The sequence below is a fragment of the Polaribacter batillariae genome (genome assembly GCF_017498485.1).
Classification (GTDB): domain Bacteria; phylum Bacteroidota; class Bacteroidia; order Flavobacteriales; family Flavobacteriaceae; genus Polaribacter; species Polaribacter batillariae.
In genome coordinates this window covers 161,050-175,674 of record NZ_CP071795.1, presented here as the reverse complement: position 1 = coordinate 175,674, position 14,625 = coordinate 161,050, and the positions used below count along the sequence as shown (strand labels likewise).

The 14,625-nt window shown below is 31.0% G+C and carries 8 protein-coding genes and 1 pseudogene; 8 read left to right on the top strand and 1 reads right to left on the bottom strand.

Annotated elements, in window-relative coordinates; genetic code table 11:
* Positions 1-451: 451 nt before the first annotated feature.
* Positions 452-2,002, bottom strand: a complete 1,551-nt coding sequence (dnaB, locus tag JL193_RS00750) for a replicative DNA helicase (protein ID WP_207972028.1) — start codon at positions 2,000-2,002, stop codon at positions 452-454.
* Between the two features lie 138 nt (positions 2,003-2,140).
* Here dnaB and JL193_RS00745 point away from each other — a divergent pair, with 138 nt between their 5' ends.
* The 8 genes and pseudogenes from JL193_RS00745 (at position 2,141) to JL193_RS00710 (ending at position 14,573) form a co-directional block, all read left to right on the top strand.
* The gene (locus tag JL193_RS00745) at positions 2,141-3,217 is read left to right on the top strand and encodes a DUF3810 domain-containing protein (protein WP_207972027.1); all 1,077 of its coding nucleotides are present in this window, start codon (positions 2,141-2,143) and stop codon (positions 3,215-3,217) included.
* Between the two features lie 99 nt (positions 3,218-3,316).
* Positions 3,317-6,291 (top strand): annotated as a pseudogene (locus JL193_RS00740) (amidohydrolase family protein).
* An 8-nt stretch (positions 6,292-6,299) separates the two neighbouring features.
* On the top strand, positions 6,300-7,595 hold the full coding sequence (locus JL193_RS00735) for an amidohydrolase family protein (RefSeq protein WP_207973348.1): 1,296 nt from the start codon (positions 6,300-6,302) through the stop codon (positions 7,593-7,595).
* A gap of 176 nt (positions 7,596-7,771) precedes the next feature.
* Positions 7,772-8,569: a TrmH family RNA methyltransferase gene (locus JL193_RS00730; RefSeq protein WP_207972026.1), complete on the top strand. Its 798-nt coding sequence runs from the start codon at positions 7,772-7,774 to the stop codon at positions 8,567-8,569.
* Between the two features lie 140 nt (positions 8,570-8,709).
* On the top strand, positions 8,710-10,011 hold the full coding sequence (locus JL193_RS00725; protein ID WP_207972025.1) for a T9SS type A sorting domain-containing protein: 1,302 nt from the start codon (positions 8,710-8,712) through the stop codon (positions 10,009-10,011).
* A gap of 99 nt (positions 10,012-10,110) precedes the next feature.
* Entirely contained in the window at positions 10,111-10,854 is a 744-nt protein-coding gene (ppgK, locus tag JL193_RS00720; protein WP_207972024.1) for a polyphosphate--glucose phosphotransferase, read from the top strand.
* Positions 10,855-10,891: 37 nt separating this feature from the next.
* Positions 10,892-12,124: a M48 family metallopeptidase gene (locus JL193_RS00715; RefSeq protein WP_207972023.1), complete on the top strand. Its 1,233-nt coding sequence runs from the start codon at positions 10,892-10,894 to the stop codon at positions 12,122-12,124.
* Between the two features lie 229 nt (positions 12,125-12,353).
* The gene (locus JL193_RS00710) at positions 12,354-14,573 is read left to right on the top strand and encodes a RelA/SpoT family protein (RefSeq protein ID WP_207972022.1); all 2,220 of its coding nucleotides are present in this window, start codon (positions 12,354-12,356) and stop codon (positions 14,571-14,573) included.
* The last annotated feature ends 52 nt before the right edge of the window (positions 14,574-14,625 follow it).

Genomic DNA, 14,625 nt, shown 5'->3' with positions numbered 1-14,625 from the left:
ATGCTTTTGATTCAACTTTTTTAAAGCTTTTTCTTCTGAACCAGAATTAGAAAATTTATTTAATTGTTTGGTAGCAAAATAATTTCATTTATTATTTTATCAGCAACTTTCTTATTGGTTTTTTCTTTATAATAAAAATGAATTTCTTTAAGCATTTTTTTAGCAAAACTCGACCAAAATATATTATTGGTTACCAATTTTTGATTTCTTTTTCTAACTCTTCTTGAGTTGAATAGTTTCCATTCTTATAATCAGAATTTGCTTCCTCTGCCCTTAAAATTAACTCTTCTTTTGTAAATTTTTTGAAGTTAGTCTCTTTAATTTCTAAAACATGAAGTTTCTATTTTCTTAAAAAGTTTCTCATCTTTTAAAGAAATTAAATATTCTATTAAACTTAATTTTCTTGCTTGCAAACTCATAAATAAATCTTTAATTTCAAAGTTACAAAAAATTAAAAAGGCAATCCATTTTCATCTAAATTTTCATTATTAAAGTCATCTGACTTTAAATCAAAAGCATCTTTTGGATCTACACCTCCATCTCCTGAAAATGGATCTTCAGGGAAATTTGCATTCATAGAAGACTGGAATTCACTGCTAAATCCTTCTTCTAAATCAGAGAATTTTGCCAAATGTCCTGTAAATTTTAAACGAATATTATCCAAACCTCCATTTCTGTGTTTTGCAACGATAAATTCTCCTTGTCCTTCACAAGGTGTATGTTCATCATCATCCCATTCTGTCATTCCATAATATTCTGGACGAAAAATAAACGACACAATATCTGCATCTTGCTCAATTGCTCCAGATTCACGTAAGTCAGATAATAAAGGTCTTTTAGAGCCTCCACGTGTTTCTACAGCACGCGATAATTGAGAAAGAGCTATTACTGGTACAGACAATTCTTTCGCCAATGCTTTTAAGTTTCTCGAAATCATAGAAATTTCTTGTTCACGGTTGCCACCTGCTTTTCCTCCAGCCGTCATTAATTGTAAATAATCGATTACAATAATTTTTACGTTGTGTTGCGAAACCAGTCTTCGTGCTTTTGCACGTAAATCGAAAATAGATAAAGAAGGTGTATCGTCTATAAAAATAGGTGCATCTGATAATCTTTTAACCTTTACATTTAGTTGTTCCCACTCATGTGGTTCTAAATTTCCTTTTCTTAGTTTTTCTGAAGTTAAACCGGTTTCCGAAGAAATCATACGTGTAATTAACTGAACAGAAGACATCTCTAAAGAGAATATCGCAACTCCATGGTTAAAATCAATGGCCATATTTTTAGCCATCGAAATTACAAATGCCGTTTTTCCCATACCTGGTCTTGCCGCTATAATTACCAAGTCTGATGGTTGCCAACCAGAAGTTAATGCATCTAATTTGGTAAAACCTGTTGCCAAACCAGACATTCCTTCTTTGTTTCCAATTTCCTGAATTTTTCTTAAAGCTTGTTTTACTAACGAACCTGCATCTTCTGAACTTTTCTTTAAGTTTCCTTGCGTAACTTCGAACAGTTTTCCTTCTGCATCATCTAATAAATCGAAAACATCTGTGCTATCGTCGTAAGCATTTTCTATAATTTCACTAGAAATCGAAATTAATTTACGTTGTATGTATTTTTGAAGAATAATTCTTGCATGAAATTCGATGTGTGCAGAAGAGGCTACTTTTTGTGTTAACCGAATTAAAAAGAAATCGCCACCAACAAATTCTAACTTTCCATTCTTTTTTAGCAAGTTAGAGACTGTTAACAAGTCAATTGGTTCCGAATTTTGAAATAATTCGTAAATCGTTGCATAAATTTCTTGATGTTTGGCGTCGTAAAAAGCATCTGCACTTAAAATGTCAATAACATCGTCAATTCCTTTTTTATCAATCATCATTGCTCCTAAAACAGCTTCTTCCAATTCCATTGCCTGTGGAGGAATTTTGCCTTTTTCAAGACTAATAATTCTTGCTTTATCTATTTTTTTTCCTGCAACTGCATTCGTTTTTTCCATGGTTACAAATGTACTTTTTTACTTCGGTAGCGCTTACAATTTTATAACTTTTATTTGTACACAAATATTGTAAACTAAATTGTTATTATCTTGTTAATAAACCGCAAACTTTTATTTTGAATTCTTATTTTTACGCCAATGAAATTCAATAAAAAACATCTTTTTTTAGCTTTGTTTCTTCCAATTCAGGTTTTGTTGGTGCAATTGGCTGCAAAAAAACCTGCATTTATAGAAACTTATTATTCAAACGGAATTTATCCAATAATTTCTTCGTTTTTAAGAATTCTTTTGGGGTGGATTCCTTTTTCTGTTGGCGATGTTTTACTGGCTATTGGGTTCTTTATTTTTCTTCGTTTTTTATTTCGGTTGATGCAATCTCGATTTAAAAATTTCTTTCACAAAATTATTCATTTTATTGCAATTTTATCTATCATTTATTTTTGTTTTTATGTTTTTTGGGGATTAAATTACTACAGAGAACCACTGGCAAAAAACTTAAATTACCAACAAACAACTTATACTACAGCACAACTTCAAAAAGTAACAGAAACGATTATTAAGAAACTGAATTTTTATCAAAATAAAATTACAAAAAACGATACCATTAAAGTCGAAAATAGCTATCGTCCAAAAGAAATGTACAAAATGGCTGTAGCTGGTTATAAGAATTTGGAAGCCGATTTTCCTCAGCTAAAATATCGACACAAGTCTGTAAAAAGCTCGTTAATGAGTTTGGCACAAACCTATAATGGAACATCTGGTTATTTAAATCCATTAACAGGAGAAGCTCAATTGAATCGCAAAATTCCAAAAACGAGTTACCCAACAACGGTTTGCCATGAAATGGCGCATCAAATTGGGTATGCAGCAGAAAATGAAGCGAATTTTGTTGGTTTTTTAGCAGCCAATTATAATGATGATGTCTATTTTAAATACGCAAGTTATAGAATGGCATTTGGGTATTGTATATCAGAAATTAGAAAACGAGATCGAAACTTATCAAAAGAACTTTGGCAAACTTTACACAAAGGAATTTTAAAAGATTTTAATGCGAGTTATTTGTTTTGGCAAGCGTATAAAAACCCATTTGAGCCTGTAATTAAAAAAGGCTATAATGCTTATTTAAAAGCCAATAAGCAAGATAAAGGAATGGAATCTTACAACTATGTTGTGGATTTGTTAATTTCTTATTTCGAAGCTTCAAAAGAATTGTAAGGTTCTTAAATTTATGTTAAAATAACGTCATTTAACAGTTTACAAATTGCTTCTAATTAAATTTAGCAACTAAATTAATTCTTAACTAATTTAAACTATATGAGAAAACTACTCTTATTCTTCTCGTTAATGTTGGTATTTTCTGTGCATTCGCAAGATTATTTTCCAACAGATGCAGGAGTAAAAACGACAGCAAACACAATGGTTGCTTTTAAAAATGCAACTATTTACATTACGCCAAAAAAAGTGATTAAAAAAGGAACGTTACTGGTAAAAGATGGTAAAGTTATAGAGGTTGGTAGGTCTATAAAAATACCTGATGGAACAAAAACGGTAGATCTTTCGGGTAAAACCATATATCCTTCTTTTATTGATATTTATTCTGATTTTGGAATTAAAAAACCCAAAAAAAGTAGTGGAAGATTTGGCGGAAACCAATATGCAGCAGAAAGGCAAGGTTATTATTGGAACGATCATATTAGACCCGAAACAAACCCAATTAACGAATTTAAGTTCGATAACAAAAAAGCGAACGAAATGCTTAAAGCGGGTTTTGGAGTTGTAAACACGCATTTATATGATGGAATTATTCGAGGAAATGGGTTGTTAATTGCTTTGAACCCTAATTCTTCGGATGCTTATAGAATTTTAGACACCAAATCTGCACAATATTTATCTTTTTCTAAAAGTAGTAAGTCTAAACAATTGTACCCAGGTTCTAGAATGGGAGCTATGGCTTTACTGCGTCAAGTTTATAACGATGCTTCTTGGTATGCCAAAGGCAATATGAAAAACAAAGATTTGGCTTTAGAAGCCTTTAATAAAAATAAAAATCTAGTTCAAATTTTTGAAACCGAAAATTATTTAGATGCTTTAAGAGCAGATAAAGTTGGAGACGAATTTGGCATACAATATACCATTGTTGGTAGTGGAGATGAGTTTGAAAGAATTAACGATATTAAAGCCACGAATGCCAATTTTATTATTCCTATTAAGTTTAGAAATGCCTACGATGTTTCGAATCCGCTTTTGGCAAATCAAGTTTCTTTAAGAGATATGAGAAGATGGAACCAAGAACCTTCTAACTTAAAAGTTTTGTCTGAAAATGGTGTGAATTTTGCCTTAACAACACACCGTTTAAAGTCAGTTGCATCTTTTCATAAAAACCTACAAAAAGCGATTAAATATGGCTTCGATAAAGAAAAAGCATTGGCATCTTTAACCACAATTCCTGCCAATATTATTGGAAACAATAAAATAGGCAATTTAAACCAAGGAAGTTATGCCAACTTTATTATTACTTCTGGAGATGTTTTCGATGCCCAAACTACCATTTACGAAAATTGGGTTCAAGGAGAAAAAAACGTTGTAAACGATATGAATATTCGAGATATAACAGGTGAGTATAAGCTGTATGCAAATCGTAAAAATTACAGGTTAAAAATTACTGGTAAAGGAGCAAAACAAAAAGGTGAAGTTACTTTAGGGGATAAAAAAATAAAAACAAAATTTTCTTTTAATAACGATTGGGTTACCATCAACTTAAACGAAGACGGAAACTATACAAGATTGGTAGGTAAAATTATAAATGCTTCTAATGTTATCCAAGGAACTGCTTACGATAATAATGGAAACGAATCTTATTTTTCAGCTTCAAAATTAATGAAGAAATCAAATAATAAAGAAGAAAAGAAAGACAAACAATCGAAAGATAAAAAAGTGGTAGATAATACCATAGTGCCAATTACTTACCCCAATTTGGGTTTTGGTAATTATATACAACCAAAAACAGAAACCATTTTAATTAAAAATGTAACTGTTTGGACAAGTGAAAACGAGGGAATTTTAAAAAATACAGATGTCCTTTTAAAAGAAGGTAAAATTTCTAAAATAGGAAAAAATTTAAGAGCGAGAGGTGCCACAGAAATCGATGGAACTGGAAAACATTTAACAGCTGGTATTGTAGATGAACACTCGCACATTGCAGCTTCTGCAATAAATGAGTGGGCACAAAACTCATCTGCAGAAGTAACCATCGAAGATGTTATAGACCCTACAGACATTAATATTTATAGAAATCTTTCTGGAGGTACCACATCTGCACAAATTTTACACGGTTCTGCCAATCCAATTGGTGGTCGTTCTGCAATTATCAAACTAAAATGGGGCGAAAATGCAGCAGAAATGATTTATAAAAATTCTCCTAAATTTATAAAGTTTGCATTGGGCGAAAACGTAAAACAATCTCGTAGTTCTAATGGAACCCGTTTTCCACAATCTAGAATGGGTGTAGAACAAATGTTTATAGATTACTTTACAAGAGCAAAAGAATACGATGCTTTAAAGAAAAGTGGAAAACCCTATCGAAAAGACGAAGAAATGGAAGCCATTGCAGAAATCTTAAACAAAGAACGTTTTATTTCTTGTCACTCTTACGTACAATCAGAAATTAATATGTTAATGAAGGTGGCAGAAAAATTCAATTTTAAAATCAACACCTTTACACACATTTTAGAAGGCTACAAAGTGGCCGATAAAATGGCAGCACATGGTGTTGGAGGTTCTACTTTTTCTGATTGGTGGGCTTATAAATACGAAGTTAATGACGCTATACCTTACAATGCCGCGATTATGCACAATGCAGGTGTTTTAGTAGCCATAAATTCCGACGATAGAGAAATGTCGAGACGTTTGAACCAAGAAGCTGCAAAAGTTGTTAAATATGGGGGCTTTCTGAGTTAGAAGCTTGGAAAATGGTAACCATTAACCCAGCAAAACTTTTGCATATAGACGATAGAGTTGGAAGTATAAAAGAAGGTAAAGATGCAGATGTAGTACTTTGGAGCGATCATCCAATGTCTATTTACGCAAAAGTCGAAAAAACAATTGTAGAAGGAAAAGTATTTTTCGATAGAGAAATCGACCAACAAAAAAGAGTGGCAATTAAAGCAGAAAAAAGCAAGTTAATTAATATGATGTTGAAAGAAAAATTGGGCGGTGCTAAAACACAAACACCAATAAAAAGAAAAGATAGAAACTTTCACTGCGATACTTTAGAAGAACTTAAAAACTAGAAAAAATGATGAAAAAAATAATTTATAGTTTATTGTTTTTCTGTTTAGTAGGAAACATAAACGCGCAGCAAACACCAGCAAAGAAGCAAACAACCGCTGTTTCTATTGAAGGTGCAACAGCACATTTAGGAAATGGAAAAGTAATCGAGAATTCGTTAATTATGTTTAGCGAAGGTAAAATTACCTTTGTTGGAAGTGCAATGATGAAAATTGCAAGACAAGGAACTATTATTAATGCCAAAGGAAAACACATATATCCTGGTTTTATTGCTGCAAATGCAACTTTAGGTTTGGTAGAAATCGACGCTGTAAAAGCAAGTGACGACCAAAGAGAAATTGGTGTGATGAATCCGCATATAAGAAGTTTAATCGCTTATAATGCAGAGAGCAAAATTGTAGAATCTATGAGACCAAATGGAGTTTTAATGGCGCAAATAACTCCAAGAGGAGGCACAATTTCGGGAAAATCTTCTATCGTACAATTAGACGCGTGGAACTGGGAAGATGCAAGCATTAAAACAGATGATGCCATTCACATGAATTGGCCCTCAAGCTTTACTTCTGGCAGATGGTGGTTAGGAGAAGATCCTGCTTTAAAGCCCGATAAAAACTACTCGAAAAATATCAATAAAATAATCTCTTATTTTTCTGATGCTAAAAATTATTTAGCAGGAGATAAATCGCCTAAAAATATTCCTTTTGAAGCAATAAAAGGCTTGTTTAATGGAAATACAAAATTGTACATTCACGTAAATGGAGAAAAAGAAATTACAGATGCCATTACAGAAATAAAAAAACTAGGCATTAATAATTTAGTTGTTGTTCATGGAGTTGGTGCAGAAAATATTTCGGAAATATTAGTTAACAATAATGTTCCTGTAATTTTAGACAGACCTCACAGAAACCCAAATAGCGAAGACGATGCTTATGATTACACATACACAATCGCTAAAATTTTAACAGATAAAGGTATTTTAGTTGGTTTGGGTATGGAAGGGCAAATGGAAAGAATGAATTCTAGAAACTTACCTTTTTATGCAGGAACCTTTGCTGCACATGGTTTAGAAAAAGAAGAGGCCTTAAAACTAATTACGTCTAACAATGCCAAAATTTTAGGAATCGATAATTGGGTAGGTACCTTAGAAGTTGGTAAAGATGCTACCTTATTTATTTCGAATGGAGATGCCTTAGATATGAGAACCAATGTATTATCGAAAGCCTTTATACAAGGTAGAGATATTCGTTTAGAAACACATCAAACCCAACTTTGGAAACGTTATTCCAACAAATACAAATCTAAATAACCATTAAAAAAGGCTCGCAAATTGCGAGCCTTTTCAATCAAAAACAGTTAACATGTAATAATGGTTTACAACCTTTTCTTCTTCAAATAATTTGCAAAAGTTTACCAATTATTACATTACAAATATTAAAATATTTTACTTACTTCCACTACCTACAATTAAGTATATTTGTGTTTATGAAAAAAATTACAAGCATTCATAACGCATATATTAAAGAGCTTCAGAAAATAAAAGATAAATCACGCGAACGTAAAAAAACACAGCGCTTTATTATTGAAGGAAAAAGAGAAATTTCTTTAGCAATTAAAGGAAATTATGAATTTGATACGATACTTTTTGTAGAAGAAATCATTTCAGAAAAAGAAATTTTAACTCTTTTTAATAAAAACGTAAATAAAATTGTTATTTCGAAAGAAGTATATCAAAAATTGGCTTACAGAGATTCTACTGAAGGAATTATCGCAGTTACAAAATCAAAAGAATTTTCTTTAGAGGATATCCATTTCAAAAATAAAAATCCTTTAATTTTAATTGCAGAAAGTATCGAAAAACCAGGAAATGTTGGAGCACTTCTAAGAACTGCAGATGCTGCCAATTTAGAGGCTGTTTTTATTGCAGATCCTAAAAGCGATTTGTACAATGCGAACATAATAAGATCTAGTATGGGCTGTGTTTTTACAAATAAAATTGCTGTAGCAACGTCTGCAGAAATTATAACCTTTCTTCAAAAAAACAACATTCCAATTTACGCAGCAACCTTGCAAAATTCAAACGAATACCATAAAGAAAACTATACAAAAGCTTCTGCAATTGTAGTAGGTACAGAAGCTACAGGCTTAACTGAACAATGGCGAAATGCAGCTACACAAAACATTAACATTCCTATGCAAGGTCAAATAGATTCTATGAATGTATCTGTTTCTGCAGCCATTATAATTTTTGAAGCCAAAAGACAAAGAGGTTTTAAATTTTAATTACAGAATTTCTAGGTATAAATTCTTACTATTTAAATCGATTTTATAATTTTAAAGCACAGGTAAATACGGCAAATGCCGTATTTACCTGTGCTTTTATTTTTCAGAAGTTTGTTAGATTAATTTTAAAAATAACAATCATGAAAAATAAAATTACGTTCATTCTATTATTCTTTTTTTCGTTACATTTTTATTCCCAAAATTGGGAACCTCTAGGAATTTCATCAAACGGAAATCAAGGTGTTTATGACCTCGAAACACACCATTCTGTTCTCTTTGCTTCTGTTAATAATGATGGTTTTATCAAGTCGTTAGACAATGGTGCGAGTTGGGTGGCTGTTGGTCAAACAGAATTCGTAACAAACCCCAACAGTAGAAGAGTTTCACATATTAAAAGTGCAGGAAATAATTTATATGTAGCTACTTTTTTTGCTGGTACATCAAGTTCAATGATTTATAAATCTAGCGATAATGGTGCCACTTTTACTGAAGATATTAACGGTTTGCCAGTCGCACCAAATGATAATGAAAGAGTACAAAACTTAACAAATATATATTATCATAATGGTTATTTAATTACTGTTTTTAATGGTGGTAACTACATAAAACACGAGAATGATACTCATTGGCAAGCGATAGATAATGCAGCAACTAAATTGTCTGAATATTACGATTCTTTCAATAATATATTGTACGCTTTTCCCAGTTATGCGCTTCATAAATCAACAGACAATGGACAAACTTGGACGAAGACCGGCAATACAAACCTTCCGCAACTTTTTTTACCCAATAATTTTAATGTAGATCCATTTTCTGGAAGAATTTATGTTTCTGGTAGAGGTCTAGCAGAAAATATTCATAAATTATTTTACAGTGATGACGAAGGCGAAACTTGGACAAGTGCAGGTATAGAAAGTAGTTTAGGAAACAATTGGATTGGTCAGCCACAAATAATTACAGAAATATTTAGTCATGGAAATCTTATACAATTAGGATTGGCTAACGATGCAAATAATTCTGGAGCAGAAATGTTAATTAGTACAGACAGTGCTACTAGTTTTCAAAACGATAAAACTGGTTTTGCAAACGTTGGTTTTGGTACATCAGAACCTATTAAGTTCGTCTTGCACTCGGGTTTTTTATATGTAGCACTCAATTACAACGATATTTATAAAAAAAACATATCTACCTTAAATACAGTGTCTTATTCAAGAGAAAATAAAGTAAGTATTTATCCAAATCCTGTTAATTCTTTTATAAATATATCCATCCATAAAAATTTTAATTGGGCTCTATACAATACCAATGGCATAAAAGTAAAATCTGGTTATTTTTCTGAGTCTAACAAAAAAATAGAGGTAAACGAGTTGGCTAATGGAGTTTATTTCTTAAAACTTACAGGTCATAAAATTGCTGAGACTATAAAATTCATAAAAGAATAAATCTAATGATCAAAACCTTATTTTAATAATTTAAAATTTCATTAAATAATGATTTCTTATTTTTGATGACTTAATTTAGCAAGTAAACAAGAAGTTATTATGAAATCATTAGGAATAGATATTGGAGGTTCTGGAATTAAAGCCGCCATTGTAAACACAAAAACAGGCGAACTACTATCAGAAAGACATCGAATTCCAACGCCAAAACCAGCAACTCCAGAAGCTGTTGCGAAGGTTGTAAAAGAAATAATACAACATTTTAATTGGAAAAAAGAAGTAGGTTGTAGCTTTCCAACAACTATTGTAGATGGCAAATGCATTCATTCTGGTAATTTAAGCCCAAAATGGTTAAATGTAAAGGTTGATAAGCTTTTTAAGAAAGAATGCAAACTTCCTTTTTTTATTAGTAACGATGCAGATTTAGCAGGTTTAGCCGAAGTAAGTTTAGGAGTAGCAAAAAAAGAAAAAGGCGTAGTAATTGTAGTAACTGTTGGTACAGGAATTGGCTCTGGTATGTTTTATAAAGGAAAATTAATTCCGAATTTAGAAGTCGGTAGAATGCTACATACCAATGGCGAAATTATCGAATTCTATACAGCAGATTCTGTAAGAAAAAAAGAAGAATTAAAATTGGCAGAATGGGCAAAAAGATTCGATTTTTTGTTAGAATATATTAGAATTGTTTTTACACCAAGTTTAATTGTTTTAGGAGGTGGAATTAGTAAAAAATACGACGAATTTAAGAAGTATTTAGAAACCGATGTTAAAGTAAAAGTAGCCCATTTTAGAAACAATGCAGGCATTATTGGTGCAGCAATGTATGCTAAGAAAATGAGTAATTAATTTTTTTCTATTAAATAACCTTAGCAACACATTAAAAATGCAGCCCACCACCCTATTTTACATATTAATCGCAATTTTAGTTATCGATTTTATAATTGATAAAATCTTAGATACTTTAAACGAAAAACATTTCGACGATAAAATTCCAGAAAAATTAGCAGATGTTTACGACGAAGAAGCCTATAAGAAATCGCAAGCCTATAAAAAAACAAATGCAAAATTCTCGAAGATCACTTCTACATTTTCGTTTCTAATAATGTTAATTTTCTTTTTTGCAGATGGTTTTAAGTATGTAGATAATTTTGCAAGAAGCTTTACAAACCATCCTATTTTAGTCGCACTTATTTTCTTTGGTGTTATTATCTTGGGTTCCGATATTTTAACAACACCTTTCGCTTACTATAAAACATTTGTTATCGAAGAAAAATTCGGATTTAACAAATCTACAAAAACCACCTTTTGGGTAGATAAATTAAAAGGTTGGTTAATGACCATTTTAATTGGCGGAAGCGTTTTAGCACTTATCATTTGGTTTTACGAACTTACGGGTAAAAATTTCTGGATTTACGCATGGATTTTAGTAGCCGTTTTTTCTTTGCTTATGAATATGTTTTACGCCAAATTAATTGTACCCTTGTTTAATAAACAAAAACCTTTAGAAGATGGCGAGTTAAAATTTGCCATCGAAAAATATGCAGCAAAGGTTGGTTTTAAACTAAATAATATTTTTGTAATTGATGGCTCTAAGCGTTCTACAAAAGCAAATGCCTACTTTTCTGGTTTTGGTTCTCAAAAAAGAATTACGTTGTTCGATACGTTAATTAATGATTTAGAAACAGAAGAAATTGTCGCTGTTTTAGCACATGAAGTTGGTCATTATCAAAAAAAACACATCATATTTAATTTAATAACCTCTATTCTATTAACAGGTTTAACGTTATTTATTTTATCACTTTTTATAAATTCACCAATACTATCAGAAGCTTTGGGGGTTAAAATTCATAGTTTTCACATAGGATTAATTGCTTTTGGAATTTTATATTCACCAATTTCAGAAATTACAGGGATAATTATGAATTATATTTCCAGAAAATTTGAATATCAAGCAGATAATTTTGCCAAAGAAACATTTGCAGCAAAACCACTTATTACATCATTAAAAAAGCTTTCGAAAAATAGTTTAAGTAATTTAACACCTCATAAAGCCTACGAATTTGTAAACTACTCACACCCTACTTTATTAAAAAGAATTAAAAATTTAGAACAGTAATTTCGAACAATAACTGGTATTAACATTTTACACTCTAACTCCTTTAACATTTCCTTATAGTTAAGATTAAATGCTGCGATTCAACAAAAATAATACAACAAATAATATGCTTTTTTTACACATTAAAAACAATAAAAAAGAATTAAAAATTAAAATCTTAACACTTGTTTCTTACAATAGTTATTCTTAAATTCACTTTAGATTAAAAACCATTATCTACAAACAGTTTATGGAGTATAATGTTACCATAGAAGAAGAGAATAAAGAAATTGCAAATCGTTACAAAGACTTGCTAAAAGGTACTTACGAAGTATTGTCTAAAGAAGATAAAGAGCTCATAAGAAAAGCCTTCGACATTGCTTTAGATGCACATTCTAAACAACGTCGAAAAACGGGCGAACCCTACATTTATCATCCCATTGCAGTAGCAAAAATAGTTGCTATGGAAATTGGTTTAGGAGCCACCTCTATTGCTGCAGCATTATTGCACGATGTAGTCGAAGATACCGAATTTACCATAGACGATATCGAACAATTATTTGGAGAAACGATTGCCAGAATAGTAAATGGTTTAACCAAAATTTCTCGTTTAAATAAGGCACAAGATGCTTCAATTCAAGCAGAAAATTTTAGAAAAATGCTCTTAACTTTAAATGATGATGTAAGGGTAATTTTAATAAAAATCGCAGACAGGTTACACAATATGCAAACAATGGATGCAATGCCTGCGCATAAACAAGTAAAAATCGCTTCAGAAACCTTATATATTTATGCACCCTTGGCACATAGGTTAGGGTTGTATAACATTAAAACAGAACTCGAAGATTTAGGATTAAAGTACACAGAACCAGAAGTTTACAACGACATTATAACCAAAATAAAAGAAAGTAAAGAAGAGCAACAAAAATATTTAGAAACATTTACAGAAACACTAAAAAAAGGCTTAGATAAAGAAAATTTTACATACGAGATAAAAGGGCGCTTTAAATCCATTTATTCCATTCGTAAAAAAATGAGAAGTCAAAATGTTACTTTTGAAGAAGTATATGATAAATATGCCATTCGAATTATTTTTACGCCTTTAACAAGTGACGAAAAATTTGAAGCTTGGAAAATTTATTCCATTGTAACCGATTATTTTAAACCCAACCCATCTCGTTTAAGAGATTGGATTTCGCAACCAAAATCTACAGGTTACGAAGCATTGCATATTACAGTTGTTGGCCCAGATGCACAATGGGTTGAAGTTCAAATTCGTTCTGAAAGGATGAATGAAATTGCAGAAAAAGGATATGCTGCACATTTTAAATACAAACAAGGAGATACAAACGAAAGTGGCTTAGAAGCTTGGTTAAACCGCTTAAAAGAATCTTTAGAAAACCAAAGTTTAAATGCGGTAGATTTTGTAGAAGAATTTAAACTAAATTTATATTCTAAAGAAATTTATGTTTTTACACCTAAAGGAGATTTAAAATCGCTACCCAAAGGAGCATCTGCACTCGATTTTGCTTTTTCAATTCATACAGATGTTGGTTTAAAATGTAGAGGCGCAAAAGTAAACGGAAAATTGGTTCCTTTAAGTCATACTTTAAAAAGTGGCGATCAAATAGAAGTAATTACAAGTGCTACAAACAAACCCAATGCAAGATGGTTAGATTTTGTAATTACAGCAAGAGCTAAAACAAAAATTAGAGCAGCTTTAAAAGAAGAAGAAAAGAAAATTGCCGAAGAAGGAAAAGCCATCTTAATGCGTAAATTACGTCATTTAAAAATTACATTTAACGATAAAATAGTAAACGAACTTGTTGTTTACTTTAAACTAAGAACCAGTTTCGACTTATTTTATAGATTTGGCAATGGCGCTATAGACAACACACAATTAAAAGCATTTGTATCACAAAGAAACAGTACTTTCTTAAACTTCTTTAAAACAAAATTAAGAAGAAATGGTTCTTCGAAAGAAAATATAGATTCCGAAGAAGTTACTAACAAATACGATGCTTTAGTTTTTGGCAAAGAAGAAGAAAAATTAGATTATAAATTATCTAAATGTTGCAACCCTATTCCTGGAGATCCAGTTTTTGGTTTTTTAACCATTAATGAAGGCATGAAGGTTCATAAAAAAAATTGCCCCAATGCAATTTCTTTACAATCGAATTATGCATATCGAATTATGCAAGCAAAGTGGATTGATTCCACAAAGCAAGATTTTAAAGCAATTTTACACATAAGTGGTGTAGATAATAAAGGAATTGTTACCAAAGTAACTTCCATTATTTCTAATACAAACAATGTTTTTATTCACAGTATTAATATTGCAGGAGACGAAGGAGTTTTCGAAGGTAAAATAAGCTTTAGCGTACAGAATACCCCACAATTAAACAAATTAATTAAGAGTATTCAAAAAGTAGATGGTGTTAAAAAAGTAGAACGTGTTAATACTTTGTAAATATCATTTTTAAAAAAGATTTATTTATTCAGAAATAACTGTAAATTTGTTG